The organism is Streptomyces sp. CB02058 (genome assembly GCF_001905505.1).
In the GTDB taxonomy this organism is placed as follows: Bacteria; Actinomycetota; Actinomycetes; order Streptomycetales; family Streptomycetaceae; genus Streptomyces.
This window is the reverse complement of the sequence record NZ_LIPG01000003.1, coordinates 296345-314467: the sequence shown is the minus strand read 5'-3', so window position 1 is coordinate 314467 and position 18123 is coordinate 296345. Positions and strand designations below refer to the sequence as shown.

Genomic DNA, 18123 nt, shown 5'->3' with positions numbered 1-18123 from the left:
GCGGACGGACGGGCGGGCTGGCTGGCTGGCTGGCGGACGGCAAACAGCAGGGCTGCCGGGCTGCCGGACGTATACGCGGGAGTCGCGCAGCCCCGGGTGCGTGCCCGGGTCCGGAAGGGAGCCGTCGCACGGTGTTGCCTCGCGGCGGTGCCGGGACCGGCCTTCGCGGCTCCGGCCGGCGGGTGTCTCGTTACGGCGCGGAAATCCGAGTGGATCTTCGTTCGTAACACCCGCCCCGTAGACCAGGCAGAACATCGTTCCGGCGGATCCGGAGCCGGAGCGGTCCAGCGTTCGGGAGGTTGTTGCGCGTGGCTGTCGAGAACGGCGAACTGGCCGGTCTGCACGAGCAGTTGAAGGATCGCCTTGGCCGGCGTGGCCTGTTGCGGGCCGCGGCGGGGGTGGGGGCACTGACGGCAGCGGCCTCGCTCGCGGGGCAGGGGCAGGCATCCGCGGCACCCTCGTCCGGGCCGCATGTCTCCTACCCGGGGCAGATACTCCAGCCGGGCAAGGGCCCGGTGCACGGCCGCCACTATCTGCGGGCCGACGCGGACGAGGTGCGCTGGGGTTATGTGCCGGCCCTCGGCAGTGATCCGGTGCTGCGGATGCGCTCCGGGGAGACCCTCACCGTGGACACGCTCTCGCACGAGGGCCTGCTGGAGGACCAGGGTCGCGATCCGCTCGCCTACTTCCGCTCCCAGGGCGTGCCCGCCGACCGGGTCCTCAAGGACGCGGTGTCGGTGGCCCGCGACTACGACCGCACCGCGCGGAACTTCGATGTGGACGGCCCGCACGTGGTGATCGGGCCCGTCGCGGTCGAGGGCGCCGAGCCCGGTGACGTCCTGAAGGTGGAGCCGCTGTCGCTGCTCCCCCGCGTGCCGTACGGAGTGATCTCCAGCCGGCACGGCAAGGGCGCGCTCGCCCGTCGCACGGACGGGAGCGCCCCGGACGGCATCACGGCCGCGGAGGTCATGCCTCCGGTGGCGAACGACGGCCGGGCCTCGGGCGATCCGGAGAAGTACGGCAACGTCTCCGTGTTCACACCGGTCGAGCGGGGTTCGCGGGGCGCGCAGGCGGTGCTGCCGCTCGGCCGCAAGGCCAAGGTGCGCTTCCCGCTGGCCCCGCACATGGGCATGATGGGTGTCGCCTTCGCCGACGCGGGCTCGCCCACCGACCCCCTGCTGAACTCGATCCCGCCCACCCTGGGCGGCGGCAACATCGACATTCGGCATCTGGGTGAGGACTCGGCGTTCTACCTCCCGGTCTTCGCTGAGGGCGCCCTCTTCTACATGGGCGACCCGCACTTCGCGATGGGCAACGGCGAGGCCGCGCTCACCGCGCTGGAGGGTTCGCTCCGTGCCACCTTCCGGCTGACCGTGTGCAAGCCGGGCAGCGGCGACGCGCCCTCGGTCGCCTACCGCTATCCGTTCGGCGAGACGAAGGACACCTGGATCCCGGTCGGCCTCTCGGACCCCGACGGCTCGGCCTCCGGCAGTCTGGGCGACCTGGACGTGGCCATGCGCCGGGCCGTGGTGAACGCCCTCGACTTCCTCCAGGACGACCTGGGCATGGACCGTGCGACGGCGTACGCCTATCTGTCGGCGGCGGCGGACTTCGAGGTCTCGCAGGTCGTGGACCGCACCACGGGCGTGCACGGCATGATCAGCAAGTCCCACTTCCGGGGCTGACGCGGGGGAAACGGGCCCGCATCCCGGCGATGCACATGTCGCGGGAGGTGGGCCCGTCGAAGCGCAGGCGGTCGTATGCGGTGAACTCGGGCTCCAGTGCGTCGAGCTCGTCGATCAGAAGGTGCAGGCGCGCCGACCAGGGCGCCGAGCCTGCGTCGGGTTCCTCCGGCGCGGCGGTGATCGCGGCCGTCAGCTCGTCCTTGCGCCGGATACCGGCCGGGGTCACCGAGTGCAGGCAGACGTACTGTCCGCCGACGTACGCGTCCCACTCCGCCGCCCCGGCGGCCGGGTCGGCCCAGTGGGCGGTGAACCACTCCTGGAGCCGGTCCGTGCCGCCCGCCTCCTCGGCGAGGGCGAACAGGTCGCCGGGCACCATCTCGGCGCCGTCGGAGCGCAGATATCCCGGCAGCGGAAGGCGCCCCGCCAGCATCAGCCGGCGGACCTCGTCGGCATCGCGGCCCCGTACGGCGCAGAGGTGCTCCAGGACGGTGAACTGCGCGGTGGCATAGGCGTCGTCCGCCTCGGTCATCGGATGGTCGCCGTTGGCCTCACGGAACCGCTCGGCGACCTCCTGCTTCAGGTCCCGCTCCCCCACGGACAGCTCCGTCGTGGACAGCTCCGCGATGGACCGCTCCGTCGTGGACAGCTCCGCCATGGACCGCTCCTCAGCGTCGGCCACGGGCCTCTCCCGTGGCGCGCTCAGCACGCTATCCGTCCGGTCGTTCGGCGCCCGCCGAACTGTCCGCGCACGACGGAACGGCGCGCACGGCAGCACGACGGACACGACCGCACGACCGCGCATAGGGCGCGGCGACACGGCGCAGCGGGCCTCTCGCCGTGCGCCGTGCCGGACTCCGGACTCCCCCGGCCGTCAGACCCCCGCCAGCAGCGCCTCCAGTGCCTGCGCCGTCTCCGGGTGGCGGCCGACGAGCAGAGCGCCCGAAGGTGCCTCCGTCTCCCAGGCGCCCTCGCAGCCCAGCAGCTCCGCGAGGCTGTCGCACGTCTCCGGGTGCGCGGCGAGCAGGACGGACCGTCCCGCCGCGCCGCCGCCGGTCGCCGCGGGGGCGGCGGCCGGCGTCTCCGGGGCGGCGCGCCACGGCGGGACCCAGGCGTCCAGTGCCGCGAGGCGGCCGGGGAAGACCCGCCCGGCCTCGCGGATCAGCAGCGGGGCCAGGTCGGCACCCTCGGAACGCAGCGTGGTGATCAGCTTCGGCAGCCACGGCAGCAGCACCGGGTCCGGAAGCCGCGCGAACGCGTTCGACACCGCCTCCACGACGAAGTCGGCCAGCTGCGGCACCGGCTCCAGGGCGTGCAGGAAGCCGCTGAGGTAGCGCGGATAGGCGGGCACCACCAGCGGGTCGGCCAGCAGCGCGTCGCACCGCTCCCGCAGTCCGGCGCGGGAGAGCTGGCCGAGGTGCACCTGCGCCGCCCACAGCAGCGCCACCCTGGACGGCTCCTGCGGGTGGGACTGCGCGAAGGCCAGGTCCAGCTGGGTCCGGTCGCAGCCGAGCGACAGGGCGAGGCTCTCCATGCTGAAGAGGAAGCCCAGCATGGCGGCGACCTGGCGGACGGTCGCGTCCTCGTCGGTGAAGGCCGTCGGCAGGAGGGTGCAGTAGTGCGCGTACCCCGTCTTGGCGAAGGACTCGATCCAGGAGGGGAGTTCGGGACGGCTGATCCGGTAGTACGCCAGGAGCCGGCGCACCCGGCGCAGCACCTCCGGCGCGCCGTCGACACTGCGCTCGGTGGCCAGCACCTCCAGGGCACGGGTGCCCAGCTCGTCCGCGAGGCGGCTGCCGCGCAGATGGAGCAGGGCGACCTCGACGGCCTCCAGGACCTGCGCGGTGGTGGCGTCGGGGGCGTACGCCCCGCGCCGCAGCCTCTGCTCCAGCACCTGCTCGATGCTGACGCCCTCGTAGCCGAGCTCGATCAGCGCCCGCTGGTGGGTGCCGAGCGCGAGGTCCCAGGACTCCTGGACCGACTGCTTGCCGAGCTCCCGCTCGCCCATGATGGGACGTGCGGCGCCGGGTGGCATCAGATGGCGCAGCATCCACAGCACGTCGGAGCACTGGCGCAGTTCCTGCTGGGCGGCGATGTCCAGCAGGGCCCGCTGCACTCCGCGCTGCTGGAGCTTGAGGTTCAGCGGGGCGAGCCTGTCGTGCACATCGCGGGCCAGGGGCGGCAGCGCGTCGTAGCCGACCTGGCCGACCCGGTCGCCGCCCATCAGGATCTCCACGAGGCGGCGCACGTCGCGCCGGCCCGGCACGGTGTCCTTCTCGATGCAGGTGACCGCCGCGTCCTGGAAGTCGTACGGGGTCGGCCTGGCCCGGTCCCGCATGCCCGCCAGCAGGATCGACGTCTCGAACACGGCGATGGCGTCGGCGGTGGAGGCGAGGTAGCCGTTGCGCCGGGCGGAACGCACGATCTCCACCGACCAGCCGAGCAGTTCGGCCTCGTCGAGCCGGTCCAGGGCCGGTGGGCTCTGGAGGAAGCCGGAGAGCTTGTCCGAGGGAGCCTCCGGCGCCACGGGGGCGGCGGCCGCGGCGGACTTCCGCGGCTTCGCCGTCTTCTTGGCGCCTGCCTGTCCCACAAGCCGGTACGGCTGCACCCGGGTGCGCTTGAGGTTCTTCGCCCACTGGGTGGCCGCGATCGAGACGGACCCGGCGGCGAGGCCGAACTGCGCCTCGATCGCCGAGTGGCTGGACGGGATCAGACCGTGCTGCCAGGTGCTCGCGCTCGGCGGGCTGATCTCGAAGCCGTCGCTGCCGTGGACGCCGAACTCCTCGACGCGGCTGGACGCGTGGAACGCTCCGCAGACGTAGAGGCAGTCCCCGGGGTCGGTGCCGGTGGCGGCGAGGTGCTCGCGCATCCGGGTCCACATGTAGCGCTCACGGTCCTCGTCGACGCGGACCCGGTCGGCGTCACCGGGGGCGAGACGGCGGAACAGGCTGCCGATCAGCAGCATGACCTGGCGGTAGGTGTCGTGGTCGCTGTCCCCGAGGGGCAGTTCGACGTACTGGTGCCACCACTCCGACCAGTGCCGCACTCGGCCGTGGTGCAGGAGGTGCTCCTCCAGTTCGGCGAAGCGGGGCCGCAGGTCGCCGATCTCCACGCCGACGGCGTCGCCGTGCAGCGCCGCCTCCTCGTCGGCGGGCGGTGCGTCGGGTCCCGTGAGCTCCGTGCCGCCTGCCTGCCACTGGAAGACGTGGTCCGACGAGCGGTCGACGAGGACCAGCTCCACGCCCGGGGTGTCCAGGGCGTAGGCGATGGCCTGGTACTCGGCGGAGGCCTCGGTGATCGGGGCGACGACCGACAGCGGCGCCCACTCCGCGGGGAAGCCCTCGACCTCGCTCGCGAACGCCTGGACGGCCACCGGGAGGCGGCAGTTCCTGAGCTCCGGCAGGAGCGGAGCCATGTCCTCGCACAGCTCCAGATACACCACCTTGGGCTGCTTCTCCCGCAGCCGCCGCGCCATCGCGACCGCCGAGGCGGGCGAGTGGTGGCACACGGGGAAGATCTCCAGCGGTTCGCGCACGGCCCGGTCGACGTCGTCGACGATGCCGAGCAGGATGCCCTGAAGCGCGTCTGGGCCGTCCGCGAACTCGGTCGCCGCGTCCTGCAGCTGGCCGCGGAGCGCCTCGAACGCGCTCTCCTCGGTCACGGCGCTCATGACAGGGTCGCGATCGCGTCGCGGCCGCCCTCCAGGAACTCCGGCCAGGAGCCGCCCTCCTCCTTGCTGCGCGGCTCGACGACACCGTGCAGGTACTTGTTGAGGATGGCGAGGTCCTCGGGCTCGCGCCGGGCCAGCGATCCCACGAGCGACGAGGCCAGGGTGCGGGCGGTCAGGGCGCGTTCGCCGAAGAAGTTGCTGTGCAGGATGGCGTCCTCGAGTACGCCGATCTGCTCGGCGCTCGACAGGGCGGACTCCAGCTTCTCGTCGTCGCTGCCGGCCGCCGCCGCGGATGCCCGCAGATCGGCGAAGCTCTGGAGCAGTACGTCGAGGAGCGTCGGCGGGACGTCCAGCTCGATCTGATGGCGGCGCAGCAGTTCCTCGGTGCGGAAGCGGACGATCTCCGCCTCGCTCTTCTTGTTCGTCACCACCGGGATGCGGACGAAGTTGAAGCGGCGCTTGAGCGCGGAGGACAGGTCGTTGACTCCGCGGTCCCGGCTGTTGGCCGTGGCGATGACGGAGAAGCCCGGCTTGGCGAAGACGATGTTGTCGCTGTCCATCTCCGGGACCGAGATGTACTTCTCGGAGAGGATCGAGATCAGCGCGTCCTGGACGTCGCTGGTGGAGCGGGTGAGCTCCTCGAAGCGGCCGATGGCGCCGGTCTCCATCGCCGTCATGATCGGTGAGGGGATCATCGACTCGCGGGACTGTCCCTTGGAGATCACCATGGAGACGTTCCAGGAGTACTTGATGTGGTCCTCGGTGGTGCCGGCCGTGCCCTGCACCACGAGGGTGGAGTTACGGGATATGGCGGCGGACAGCAGCTCGGCCAGCCAGCTCTTGCCCGTGCCGGGGTCGCCGATCAGCAGCAGACCGCGGTCCGATGCCAGGGTGACGATGGAGCGCTCGACGAAGCTGCGGTCGCCGTACCACTTCTGGGAGATCTCGCGGTCGAGGCCGTCGGAGCGCTCGGATCCCAGGATGAACAGCCGGACCATCTTGGGCGAGAGCCGCCAGGAAAAGGGCTTGGGGCCGTCGTCGACCGACTCCAGCCAGTCCAGCTCCTCGGCGTACTTGATCTCGGCGGGGGCGCGCAACAGGTCGGACATGTCTTCTGTGCCTTTCACGAGGGGGGAGTTCGACTGCACCTGGGCGGGATGCCTCAGGTGAGGAATGTCTTCAGCTCGTGGACGAGCTTGCGGATGTGGCCGGAGAGCACCGGCGTCCCCTGGTCCTTGAAGCGCTCCCGGAACCACGGGTTGACGCTGGCGCGGCCGGAGCTGGTCACCGAGCCGACCGGGATGAACTTGGCTCCGGAGCGGTGGATGGCGGCCATGCTCTCGAACAGCGGCTCGGCCCGCCATTCGTAGAAGTCGGATATCCACACCACGACGGTGTTGCGCGGTTCGGCGATCTTCGGCTGGGCCAGCGCCATCGCGACCGTGCCGTCGGTGCCGCCTCCGAGGTTGGTCCGCAGCAGTGTCTCGAAGGGGTCGTGCACCCAGGGGGTGAGGTCGAGTGCCTGTGTGTCGTACGCGATGAGGTGGACGTCCACCTTGGGCAGTCCCGCGAAGATCGAGGCGAGGATGGTGCAGTTGACCATCGAATCGACCATGGAGCCCGACTGGTCCACGACGACGATCAGTCGCTGGGGCGTCGTCTTGCGCGCCGTGTGCCGGTAGAAGAGGCGGTCGACGTAGAGCCGCTCCTCCTCCGGGCTCCAGTTGGTGAGGTTCTTCCAGATCGTGCGGTCGAGGTCGAGGTTGCGGAAGACCCTCTTGGGCGGGACCGAGCGGTCGAGGGCGCCGACGGTCGACTTCTCCACCTGGGTGCGCAGCACCTCGGCGACCTCGTCGACGAAGCGGCGGATCAGCGCCTTGGCGTTGGCCAGGGCGACGCCGGAGAGGTTGTCCTTGTCGCGCAGCAGCTGTTCGATCAGGGACATGCTCGGGGTGAGCCGGGCGGCGAGCGCGGGGTCGGCGAGCACCTCGCGCAGCCGCATCCGCTTGACGAGTCCGGCCTCGATGGAGCCGAGTTCCGGGCCGATCTCCGGGATCAGCCGGCTGAGGTCGGGGGTTCTGCCGCCGCCACCCGTGCCGGTCGGAGCGGCGCCCCTGCCTCCGGCGCGTCCGCCGCGCAGCTCGCCGGGCGTGCAGCCGAGCGCGCGCTCCAGCCAGCCGGCGTCGGACTGCCACCTGGACAGCTGGTCGGCGGTGACCGTGCCCGGCGGGGAGTGGAAGACGTTGAGCAGCACCTTGGACACGAGCGCGGCGCGCCGCACCTCGGCGGCACGGTCGCGTCCGCCGCTGCTTTCGCTGTCCTCGCCGCCCTCGTCCGTCTCCTCGGGCACCATCAGGCCGTCGAACTCGGCGGCCAGCTCGGGGTGGCGCTGCACCACGGAGTCGATGGACGCCTGCGGGTCGAGCAGCTTGGCGGGCAGGCCGATGTCCTCCACCACGGCGAGGCTCGCGGACTCCAGGGCCGCCTGCTCCTCGGGGTCGAAGAGCCGGGCGAGGAGGCGCCAGTACATGACCTGGCGGCGGTTGTCGTTCGAGGTGTCTCCGGTCACCTCGGGACTCTGCTGTCCGGTCACTTCCGCAGCAGCCTTCCCGCGCGCTCGCTCAGCACCTTCGCCGCGTCGGTGGCGGCCTTCTCCGCCCTGAGCCCCGTCTTGTCGGCCGTGCCTCCGGCCCACGCGCCCGCGTGCACAGCGGTCACCTTCTTCCGCACCGTGGTCTCGACGGCGAGCGGCTGGACACCGAACGCCCCTGCGTCCCAGCGGATCAGCGCGATGCACGCGCTCGACTTGGCGACGGTCTCGGGGGTGAGCGGGCCCGCGGCCGGGATCCGGTCGGTGTGGACGGGCAGTTCGAGCCCGGCGACCGTGAAGGTCAGTACGCCGTCGTCGTCCGTACGGGCGGTGTAGCCCTCCAGAAAGACGGGCACGGCGATCCGCGCCGGGTGCCGGTCCAGGGGTGCCGTGGCCGGGGCGGTCGCGGTGGGCAGTGCCACGCGGGCCGTGGCGAACGCCTCGGCCGGCTCACCGGGGTGCGCGTGCGCGTCGCTCCAGACGAGGTCGCCCTCGGCCGTGACCGGCATCGCCGTGAGCTCCATGGAGCGGCCCTCACCCGCCGCCGCGAGCAGGGACATGTGCGGGCGCATCAGCTGCCAGATCCCGGCCCCGACGACCGTGTCGGGCTTCGGCACGGACACGCTGGCCCGCACGAGCCGGGCCGGCGAACCGTCGGCGGGCTCGAACACGGCGTGCACCTGCGCCTGCGCGGCGGTCGCGTGCTCCTGTACGTCGATGCCGAGGGGCAGCAGCCGCCCGTCCGCGGTGGAGACCGGCGGCTCACCGGCGGCGCCGGGAACCGTCAGCAGCATTCCGCGTGACCAGAGGTCGGCCCAGCGGCGTATCGGGAAGCGCTCCGCGGACACGCCGGGGCAGGACGCGGCGAGCTCGGCCGCGAAGCCGTCGACGAGGGTCGCGAGGCGGCGGAGGGAGGGGTCGGGAAGCATCGCGGAGACGACCTCCGCCGCTCCGGAGACGACCTCGTGGTCGAGGCCCTGCCATCCGCAGCGGGCCAGGTCGGAGAGCCAGGCGCGGGCAGCGGCCAGGAGGTTCGCCGTCCGCGCCTCGCCGGGCGCCGGTGCGGCGAGCTCGTCGCGCGAGCGCCCCGCCGCCTCCTCGACGCGGCTCAGCAGGGCGTCGTGGACGGAGCCGAGCAGCGCCGTGCGGGCGGCGGCCAGGGCCACGAAGTGGTCCTCACCGGCCGCTCCCGCTGCGGCCTTCCCGGCCGCTTCGGCGACCCGGCCGGCCAGCGGGGTCCCCGCCACGGCCAGGGCGAGCGCGGCCGGTCCGTCGGTACCGCCGGACCGGGGCCGGAGCAGGCCGTCGACGAGAGCGCGGTCGAAGGCGTCGACGGTGTCCAGTGCCTCGTCGAGCCCTTCGACGGGCTCCGCCAGCAGATCCGCACGCATCAGGCCACCGCCCTGGTCGGCGGGAAGAAGTGCATCTCGGGCAACGGAGCTGTCACCGGGCCGTGTTCGAGATACGCGAGGTGCCGCAGGAACCGGCTGAACACGGAGGCCGCGGCCTTGGTCGCGTCCGCCTGCGGCCGGGTGCTCCGCATGGCCGCCACGAAGGCGGGCCCGTCCACGTCCCCCGCCGGGACCTCGGCCTTCAGATACCGGACCACGCGCTCGGCGCCGTACTGCAGGACCGACTCGTTGATCAGGGCGACGATGTGATTGCAGAACGAGCCACGCGCCCCGCCGCAGGGGCGGTTGTTGTTGGTGCTGCACGCGAACGCGAGGGTCCCGGCCGCGACCGACGAGACGTAGACACGCCCGATGTCCGAGCCGCTGGACACCACACCCTGCAGACGTCCGTCGGCCAGCTCGACGAACGGGACCTTGGCGAGCTTGCGCGGCCGTGCGGGCGGAATCACCCGTGCCGTGCTCGACCTCTCCCAATCGGACAACGCGCCATCTCCAATGCACAACTAAGGGGTCGTTCTCGCCGGATCGGCGGAACACGACTGAACCTACGTGCACCCACTGACAACGCCGCTGCCACAAGGGTTCCGTGCACCCCCGAGGTCCTGGAAGGCCCTACGAGAGTCCGGTGACCCGCATCGTGATGTTGAGCCGTCCCGAGCGCAGGCCGGTGGCCGGATCGCCGGTGCCCTCATGGACCTTGGGGACCGCGTGGTGGATGAATCGCGAGGGGCCGCCGAAGACGAACAGGTCGCCCGAGGCCAGCTCGATGTCGGTGTACGGCTTGGTGCGGGTCTCGGTGTTTCCGACGCGGAAGACGCAGGTGTCGCCGATGGACAGGGAGACGACCGGGGCCGAGGACCGCTCGTCCTTGTCCTGGTGCATGCCCATCCTGGCCTGCCCTTCGTAGAAGTTGATCAGCGCCGTGTCCGGGGTGTAGTCCCGCGCCGCCACCTCGTCGCCGTACGCCGCCAGATGGGCTTCGCGCCCCAACCGCACCATCCAGTTCGGGAATTCGGCGACCCGCCGGCCGTTCACGTCCTCCGCCGTGCGGGTGTACCGGTACGGCTGCCAGTGCCAGCCGACGCACACGGTTTGTACGGACATCACGCCGCCGCGCGGCAGCCGTGTGTGCCGGATGGGCACGGGCCCGGTCGCCCAGGCCCGGCAGGCCGTCACCAGCTCACGCCGGCGCGCGGGGGTCAGCCAGCCGGGCACGTGCCAGGCGCCGGGGGCGACTTCCATGGCGGGGCGGGGGATCAGGGCGTCCATCTCAGGCCACCCGGTGGCGGTTCTCCAGGTCCAGGAGCTGTCGTTTGCGGTCGAGGCCGCCGGAGTAGCCGGTCAGCGCGCCGCTCGCGCCGATCACGCGGTGGCAGGGGCGTACGACCAGCACCGGGTTGGCGCCGATCGCGGTGCCCACCGAGCGCACGGCGGCACGCGACGCGCCGATCCGGGCGGCGATCTCGCCGTAGCTGAGCGTCGTGCCGTACGGGATGGCCTCCAGGGCCGCCCAGACACGCCGCTGGAAGTCGGTGCCACGGCCGACGGCGTACTCGATGCCGAAGGTCGTGCGGCTGCCCTCGAAATAGGCGCGCAGTTCGGCGGTGATCGCGGTGAACGCCTGCGCGTCCTCGGTCCAGCCGTTCTGGACCGTCGCGCCGCCCTTCTGGCCCGGTACGGAGAGCGAGGCGAGCGCGGTGCCGCCCGGCGCCGTGGCCGACTCCTCGCCCACCAGCAGCAGTTCACCGAGCGGGCTGTCCATCGTGGTCCAGAGCGTCATCCTGCGGGTCCTTCCGAAAGTGTCGTTCATGTCGTCACGCCGAGGTGGTGCGGCGCCGGTCGGCCGCCGCGTTCCAGAAGTGGTGGGTGGCGTAGGTGCGCCAGGGCCGCCACGTCTCGGCGTCCACCGCGTCGGCCCCCGTGTGCCGCATCCCCGCGAGGACGGACACGTCGCCGGTGAGCAGCACGTCCGGGTCGCCGAGCGCCCGCATGCGGACGTAGCCGGCCGTCCGGGGCCCGACGCCCCGCAGGCCGAGCAGCTCCTTCTCGGCCCGGTCCCGGTCGGCGCCCGGGTCGAGGCCGATCCTGCCGTCGGCGAGGGCCTCGGCGACGCCGCGCAGGGCGGCCCGCCGCGCCTCGGGCATCCCGAGCTCCCGCAGGTCCTCGCCGGCCATGGCGGAGGGCTCGGGGAACGTGTGGGTGAGGGCGCCGCTGGGTGTCCGGAGCGGTGTGCCGCGGGCGGCGACCAGGGCGCTGCCGAGCGTGCGCCCCGCAGCGACGGACACCTGCTGGCCGAGCACGGCGCGGATGGTCAGTTCCTGGGCGTCCACAGCCCCCGGGGCGCGCAGTCCCGGCCGGAGGGCGACGAGCGGGGCGAGCGCGGGGTCGGCGCCGAGGCGCTCGGCGACGGCGTGGGGGTCGGCGTCCAGGTCGAAGAGGCGGCGTATCCGCTGGGTGGCTGTCGTCAGATCGCGCAGATCGGACAGGTGCAGCCTGCATTCCAGCCAACCGTCGCCCAGCCTCTCGCCGACCTCCGCGATGCCGGTGCCGTGGGGCAGACGCAGGGTGCGGCGGTAGAGGCGGTCGCCCCGGTCTCCCGCCATCTCCTCGACGCCCGCGAGGGCGCGTGCGGCGAGGTGGTCGAAGATCTCCGCCGCCGCGTACGGCCCCCGGTGGGCGAGCCGCAGCGGCACTCCCCCGGCCCCGTCGGCGGCGCCGACGGAGCCGAAGCGGGAGGAGCGGCCGGGGCGTGCGGCGCGCAGCTCGCCGGGGGTGAGGGCGTAGATCTGCCTGACCGTGTCGTTGAACTGCCTGACACTGGCGAAACCCGCGGCGAACGCCACCTCCGCGGCCCGTAGGCCGGTGGTCTGCATGAGGACCCGCGCGGTGTGCGCCCGCTGGGCCCGGGCGAGCGCGATGGGCCCGGCGCCGACCTCGGCGTTCAGCTGGCGCTGCACCTGGCGGGCGCTGTAGCCGAGGTGCGCGGCGAGTCCGGCGACTCCCTCGCGGTCGACGACTCCGTCGCCGATCAGCCGCATCGCCCGGCCCACGAGGTCGGCGCGGGCGTTCCAGTCCGCGGAGCCGGGCACCGCGTCCGGGCGGCAGCGCCGGCAGGCGCGGTACCCGGCGCCCTGGGCGGCGGCAGCGGTGGGGTGGAAGGTCACGTTCTGCCGCTTGGGGGTGGAGGCCGGACAGCTCGGGCGGCAGTAGATCCCGGTCGTGGACACGGCGAAGAAGAACTCGCCGTCGAACCGGGCGTCACGGCTGCTCACCGCCTCGTACCTGCTGTCGTCGCTCATCACGCTTCCAGGGTGCGCCATCGCGCGCCGCGGTGCTGGCGGGAATCGGACACGGCACTCGTGGCGCCGGGCGACGGGCCCGCGAGCGGTGGGAACCGGTTCCCGGAAGAGCTCCACGGCCCGGTGGGCGGGAACACACGGCTCGTCTTTACGCCACGTTGATTGGAATCATTCCAGAGAAGTGATTCACTGCGAAGATGATCGAAGCCGAGGCCAGGACTCTCCTGCGCGGAGCGTCGTTGCGAGTGACCCGTCCCAGGGTCGCCGTGCTCTCGGCGGTCCACGAGGCCCCGCACGCCGATGTCAGTACCCTCCTCACCCTGGTACGGACACGCATCGGCACGGTCTCGACCCAAGCGGTCTACGACGTGCTCAGGACGCTCGTCGACGCCGGACTGGCGCGGCGGATCGACCTGCCGAATTCCCCGGCACGGTACGAGGGACAGACCTGGGACGACCATCAGCACGCGGTCTGCCGCTCCTGCGGCACGATCGCCGACGTCGATGCCCCCCGGGTCGCTCCGCGGCTGGACACGCCACGGAATCACGGGTTCGTCATCGACCACGTGGAGGTGACGTACTGGGGTCTGTGCCCGGCATGTCAGCCCGAGCGCGGTCAGCGGAATCCGGAGTCGCACCGAAGTTCCCACACGGAGGAGCAGGACAATTTCTGACAACACGAAGCCGCTGACCACTGCCGCCGGCGCACCGGTCGCGAACAACGAGAACGCCGTCACCGCCGGTCCGCGCGGCCCGATGCTGCTCCAGGACGTCTGGTTCCTGGAGAAACTGGCCCACTTCAGCCGTGAGGTCATCCCGGAGCGGCGCATGCACGCCAAGGGCTCCGGGGCCTTCGGCACCTTCACCGTGACGCAGGACATCACCCGCTACTCCCGGGCCGCGCTCTTCTCCGAGGTCGGCAAGCAGACGGAGCTCTTCGCCCGGTTCTCCACCGTCGCCGGTGAGCGCGGTGCGGCCGACGCGGAGCGCGACATCCGCGGTTTCGCCCTCCGCTTCTACACGGAGGAGGGCAACTGGGACGTCGTCGGCAACAACACGCCGGTCTTCTTCCACCGCGACCCCCACCACTTCCCCGACCTCAACCGCGCCGTCAAGCGCGACCCGCGCACCAATCTGCGCTCGGCCGAGAACAACTGGGACTTCTGGACGAACCTCCCCGAGGCGCTGCACCAGGTCACCATCGTGATGTCGGACCGCGGCATCCCCGACGGCTACCGCCACATGCACGGCTTCGGCTCCCACACGTACTCGTTCATCAACGAGAGCAACGAGCGCTTCTGGGTGAAGTTCCACTTCCGCACGCAGCAGGGCATCAAGAACCTCACGGACGAGGAGGCCGCCGCCGTCGTCGCGGCCGACCGCGAGTCCTCGCAGGCGGACCTGTTCGACGCGATCGAGCGCGGCGACCACCCCAAGTGGACCTTCTTCATCCAGGTCATGCCGGAGGCGGACGCGGCGACGTACCGCTACCACCCCTTCGACCTCACCAAGGTGTGGTCCAAGAAGGACTACCCGCTGATCGAGGTCGGCGAGTTCGAGCTCAACCGCAACCCGGAGAACTACTTCGCGGACGTGGAGCAGGCCGCCTTCACCCCGGCCAACCTCGTTCCCGGTGTGGGTGCTTCGCCCGACCGCATGCTCCAGGGCCGGCTGTTCTCGTACGGTGACGCCGCCCGCTACCGCGTCGGGGTCAACCACCACCAGATTCCGGTCAATCAGCCGCGCGGCGCGACGAACGTCAACACCTACCACCGCGACGGGCAGTTGCGGGTGGACGGCAACCAGGGCGCCGTTCCCGGCTACACGCCGAACAGCTACGGCCGCTGGGCCGAGCAGCCGCAGTTCGCCGAGCCGGGCCTGGCGCTCGACGGGGCCGCCGCCGACCGGTTCGACTACCGCGAGGACGACGACAACTACTTCGAGCAGCCGGGCAACCTGTTCCGGGCGATGAGCCCGGACGAGCAGGACGCCCTGTTCGGCAACACCGCCCGGGCCATCGACGGCGCCTCGCAGGCCACCGTCGAGCGCCACATCAGCCACTGCACGCAGGCCGACCCGGCCTACGGCGAGGGTGTGCGCAAGGCCATCGAGGCCCTCAAGGCCTCCAAGCAGGCCTGAGGCCACGGCAGTACGCGAAGAGGTCCCGGACCGACCGCGGTCGGCCGAGGCCGTATACGAATGGGGTCCGGGCGACGCGCAGTCGCCCGGGCCCCATTCCGTCCGGAAACCGCCGTGAGCGTCAGGGAAGCAGCGCCGTCCTGCCGAACATCTCGGCCGCGGCCCGCGCGCTGGGGGTCCCCGCGTCGAGGTCCGCACCGGCTGCGACCAGGGCCTTCACAACCGTGTCCTCGCCCTTGAACAGCGCACCCGCCACCGGGGACTGGTCCCGGCCGTTCCGCAGGTCGACATCGGCGCCGCGCCCGATGAGCGCGCGCACCGTATCCGCCCGCCCGTGGTACGCGGCGAGCATGAGCGCCGTGTTTCCGTCGGGGTCCTGGACATCGACCGGAAGTCCGTGATCGAAGAACTCCAGGAGCTCCTCCGACCGGCCTTCTCTGGCCAGATCCATCACGATCGCGACGAGTCTGCCTGTCTGTTCCTCGGAAAGCGGTTGCATACCTTCACTCTAGGCGGGGCCCTCCCAAACCCCTCGGGGGGCGCGACACAGATCACTTCGTCCGAGCTGTCTGAACTTCACGAGAACTCCAGCGAAATGGCACGTGTGTGGATATCGTGCACCGAGCGAGGGCGCATCCGTCAGTCCATGGGATCGGCGGATGCGCCCCGTTTGTGGGGATGCAACTGTGGCTGGGGGGTTCATGGGGCATGTCGAAATACCCGAAACGGATATATCCGGGCCTGCCGGGCTCGCGGAGGCACCACGTCCGCGTACCGGTGGGCCACGGAACCGCTCGGTGGCTCCGGAGAAAGTGTGGAGAGCCCCGAAGACAGCGGAGCGCGACCACGCGGAGCGACCGCGGGCGAGAAAGAGGCCCGATCCGCGTGTACCGCTCCTCGCACTGACCGATCTGCTGGGCCTGGGAGTTCCCGCCTGGCTCGTCCTGAGGGCCGGGGACCAGCCGGGCCCGCTCACCGCCGCGGCGTCGGCCGCCCTCGTCTGGACCGGCGTACGCGCGGCGCGCGGCCGGTACACACGCGGGCTGCCGGGGGAATCCGCCGGGGCGCCGCACGGCTCGCTCGGTGACTGGCTGGCGCTCATCGGGGTGCTGGCCGTGCTGGTGGCCCTGACGGGCGGGGGGCTCGACCCGGCGACCGGGGTCGTGGCGCTCGTGCCCGGCCTGGCCGTCGCCGTCCTCGCCGGGGCCGCGGGCCGCTGGCGGCCGGCCGCGCGGCGTGGGCGGCGGGTCCTGGTGGTCGGTGAGGCCGAGGGCCTGGACCGGGCCGTCGGACTGCTCAACTCGCGTACGGATCACCCGTACAGGGCCGTGGCGGTGGTGCCGGTGGGTCCGGCGGCACCCGACTGCGGGACGCCGGTGCCGGGGCGGATCGCCCCGGAGTTCGCCGAGGACGACGTGTCGACGGTGCTCGGCAGCGCATTCGCCCACGACGCGGATCTGGTGCTCGTCACCCCGGGGCCGCAGCTGGACGAGGACCGGCTGCGCCGCCTCGCGTGGGGCCTGCACGACGGCGGTCTCGCCCTCTGCGTGCTCTCGGAGCTGTCCGGGGTCGCCGCCGCCCGGGTGCGGCCCGCCGCCGCCGCGGGGCTGACGCTGCTGCATGTGGCACCACCGCTGCGGCGCGGAGCGCAGGCCCTGCTCAAGACCGTGGTGGACCGTGCCGGCGCGGCGCTCGGCCTGCTGGCGCTCGCCCCGGTGTTCTTCGCGGTGGCGGTGGCCGTGCGGCTCTCGTCGCCGGGGCCCGTCTTCCACCGTCAGACCCGCCAGGGGCTGCACAACCGGCCGTTCACCATGTGGAAGTTCCGCACGATGGTGGCGGACGCGGAGTCCCGCAGGGAGCACCTCGCGGCGGTGAACGAGAGCGAGGGCCCGATGTTCAAGATGCGCCGCGACCCCCGGGTGACCCGGATCGGCCACGCGCTGCGCAGAACGTCCGTCGACGAGCTCCCGCAGCTCCTCAACGTGCTCCGGGGTGACATGTCCCTGGTAGGCCCACGTCCTCCGCTGCCGGAGGAGGTGTCGCGCTACGACGAGCGCGAGCTGAGGCGGCTGGCGGTCCGGCCGGGGCTGACCGGCCTGTGGCAGGTCAGCGGGCGCTCCGACCTGTCCTGGCAGGAGACGGTGTCGCTGGACCTCTGGTACGTCGACAACTGGTCGATGGCCACGGACATGGGGCTGCTCGCCCGTACGGTGCGTGCCGTCACCGACGGCCGCGGGGCGTACTGAGCCGTGGCGGGGGAACGGGTGCACGGGTTCAGGACGTACCGCGGCGGCCGGGCCGGAAGGTCAGTGCCGGGGGGCCTGGCTGCCGAGCCACCAGGCGTAGGTGCGGGCGATGCCGTCCCGCAGGGGGATCTGCGGCTTGAAGCCGAGGGAGGAGAGCCGGGACACGTCGAGGAGCTTGCGCGGGGTGCCGTCGGGCTTCGACGTGTCCCAGACGACCGTGCCCTGATAACCCGTCACATCTTGCACTGTGGCCGCGAGTTCACGGATGGCGAGGTCCTCGCCGCAGCCGACGTTGACGGGTTCGTCGCCGTCGTAGGACTCCAGCAGCCGCACACAGGCGGCGGCGAGATCGTCGACATGGAGGAACTCGCGGCGGGGGCTGCCGGATCCCCAGAGGGTGACCTCGGCGGCCCCGTCCCTCTTCGCCTCGTGGAAGCGGCGGATCAGGGCCGGCAGCACGTGCGAGGTCTCCAGGTCGAAGTTGTCGCCCGGGCCGTAGAGATTGGTGGGCATGGCGCTGATGTACGAGGCGCCGTACTGCCGGCGGTAGGACTGGATCTGCACGATCCCGGCGATCTTGGCCAGCGCGTAGGCCTCGTTGGTCGGTTCGAGGGGGCCGGTCAGCAGCGCGTCCTCGGGGATGGGCTGCGGGGCGTGCTTGGGATAGATGCACGACGAGCCGAGGAAGAGCAGCCGCCGGACACCGGCGGCGTGCGCGCCCGCGATCACGGCGAGCTGGATGCGGAGGTTGTCCTCCAGGAACTGCACCGGACTGGTGCTGTTGGCCATGATCCCGCCCACCTTGGCGGCGGCCAGCACGACGGCGTCCGGACGGGTGTCACGGAGAAAGGCCTCGGTCGGGCCGGCGTCCCGCAGATCGAGCTCGTCCCGGCCGCGGGTGATCACCTCGTGGCCGTCGGCGGCGAGGCGGCGGACCAGCGCCGAACCGACGAGTCCGCGGTGGCCCGCGACGAATATGCGGGCACCGGGAGACAGCAGGGGGAGGGCGGATTCCTGGGGTTTGCCCGGGATTTCAGTCGTCATGGCTCGGATTGTGCCAGCAGCACGGCGCCCGGGTGACCCTT

The 18123-nt window shown here is 72.0% G+C and carries 15 protein-coding genes; 4 read left to right on the top strand and 11 right to left on the bottom strand.

Features of this window, described 5'->3' with window-relative positions:
* The first annotated feature begins 308 nt into the window (after nucleotides 1–308).
* Nucleotides 309–1685: an acetamidase/formamidase family protein gene (locus tag AMK10_RS15075; protein WP_241839545.1), complete on the top strand. Its 1377-nt coding sequence runs from the start codon at nucleotides 309–311 to the stop codon at nucleotides 1683–1685.
* Here the strand turns inward: AMK10_RS15075 and AMK10_RS15070 are convergent.
* The 9 genes from AMK10_RS15070 to AMK10_RS15030 all read right to left on the bottom strand — a co-directional run bounded on the left by AMK10_RS15070 (nucleotide 1660) and on the right by AMK10_RS15030 (nucleotide 12653).
* Nucleotides 1660–2280 (bottom strand): DUF6058 family natural product biosynthesis protein, encoded by a 621-nt coding sequence (locus AMK10_RS15070; protein WP_073749271.1) that lies wholly within the window; start codon nucleotides 2278–2280, stop codon nucleotides 1660–1662. The genes AMK10_RS15075 and AMK10_RS15070 overlap by 26 nt on opposite strands.
* Before the next feature lie 276 nt (nucleotides 2281–2556).
* Nucleotides 2557–5352 carry a DUF5682 family protein gene (locus AMK10_RS15065; RefSeq protein ID WP_073748295.1) on the bottom strand — a complete coding sequence of 932 codons (2796 nt, stop codon included), beginning with the start codon at nucleotides 5350–5352 and terminating at the stop codon, nucleotides 2557–2559.
* Complete coding sequence (locus AMK10_RS15060) at nucleotides 5349–6461, bottom strand: ATP-binding protein (protein ID WP_033302095.1); 1113 nt, start codon at nucleotides 6459–6461, stop codon at nucleotides 5349–5351. The genes AMK10_RS15065 and AMK10_RS15060 overlap by 4 nt, the downstream gene beginning before the upstream one ends.
* Before the next feature lie 53 nt (nucleotides 6462–6514).
* Nucleotides 6515–7882, bottom strand: a complete 1368-nt coding sequence (locus AMK10_RS15055) for a vWA domain-containing protein (protein WP_241839599.1) — start codon at nucleotides 7880–7882, stop codon at nucleotides 6515–6517.
* Nucleotides 7883–7941: 59 nt separating this feature from the next.
* On the bottom strand, nucleotides 7942–9333 hold the full coding sequence (locus AMK10_RS15050; RefSeq protein ID WP_073748293.1) for a hypothetical protein: 1392 nt from the start codon (nucleotides 9331–9333) through the stop codon (nucleotides 7942–7944).
* Nucleotides 9333–9836, bottom strand: a complete 504-nt coding sequence (locus AMK10_RS15045) for a hypothetical protein (protein WP_073748292.1) — start codon at nucleotides 9834–9836, stop codon at nucleotides 9333–9335. Before AMK10_RS15045 ends, AMK10_RS15050 begins: the two co-directional genes overlap by 1 nt.
* A gap of 130 nt (nucleotides 9837–9966) precedes the next feature.
* The gene (locus AMK10_RS15040) at nucleotides 9967–10623 is read right to left on the bottom strand and encodes an alpha-ketoglutarate-dependent dioxygenase AlkB family protein (protein WP_073748291.1); all 657 of its coding nucleotides are present in this window, start codon (nucleotides 10621–10623) and stop codon (nucleotides 9967–9969) included.
* Between the two features lies 1 nt (nucleotide 10624).
* Nucleotides 10625–11134, bottom strand: a complete 510-nt coding sequence (locus AMK10_RS15035; protein ID WP_073748290.1) for a methylated-DNA--[protein]-cysteine S-methyltransferase — start codon at nucleotides 11132–11134, stop codon at nucleotides 10625–10627.
* Nucleotides 11135–11168: 34 nt separating this feature from the next.
* A complete protein-coding gene (locus AMK10_RS15030) occupies nucleotides 11169–12653 on the bottom strand; it encodes an AlkA N-terminal domain-containing protein (protein WP_073748289.1) in 1485 nt (494 codons plus the stop codon).
* Nucleotides 12654–12850: 197 nt separating this feature from the next.
* Here AMK10_RS15030 and AMK10_RS15025 point away from each other — a divergent pair, with 197 nt between their 5' ends.
* Both AMK10_RS15025 and AMK10_RS15020 read left to right on the top strand, forming a co-directional pair.
* The gene (locus AMK10_RS15025; RefSeq protein ID WP_073748288.1) at nucleotides 12851–13327 is read left to right on the top strand and encodes a Fur family transcriptional regulator; all 477 of its coding nucleotides are present in this window, start codon (nucleotides 12851–12853) and stop codon (nucleotides 13325–13327) included.
* Nucleotides 13320–14792: a catalase gene (locus tag AMK10_RS15020; RefSeq protein ID WP_073748287.1), complete on the top strand. Its 1473-nt coding sequence runs from the start codon at nucleotides 13320–13322 to the stop codon at nucleotides 14790–14792. Before AMK10_RS15025 ends, AMK10_RS15020 begins: the two co-directional genes overlap by 8 nt.
* 121 nt (nucleotides 14793–14913) lie before the next feature.
* Here AMK10_RS15020 and AMK10_RS15015 read toward each other — a convergent pair whose 3' ends face one another.
* On the bottom strand, nucleotides 14914–15291 hold the full coding sequence (locus tag AMK10_RS15015; RefSeq protein WP_073748286.1) for an ankyrin repeat domain-containing protein: 378 nt from the start codon (nucleotides 15289–15291) through the stop codon (nucleotides 14914–14916).
* A gap of 202 nt (nucleotides 15292–15493) precedes the next feature.
* Between AMK10_RS15015 and AMK10_RS15010 the strand changes: the two genes are divergently transcribed.
* A complete protein-coding gene (locus AMK10_RS15010) occupies nucleotides 15494–17038 on the top strand; it encodes a sugar transferase (RefSeq protein WP_073748285.1) in 1545 nt (514 codons plus the stop codon).
* Between the two features lie 60 nt (nucleotides 17039–17098).
* Here the strand turns inward: AMK10_RS15010 and AMK10_RS15005 are convergent, their stop codons facing one another.
* Nucleotides 17099–18082, bottom strand: coding sequence for a GDP-L-fucose synthase family protein (locus AMK10_RS15005; RefSeq protein WP_073748284.1), 984 nt, complete (start codon nucleotides 18080–18082; stop codon nucleotides 17099–17101).
* Nucleotides 18083–18123: the final 41 nt, after the last annotated feature.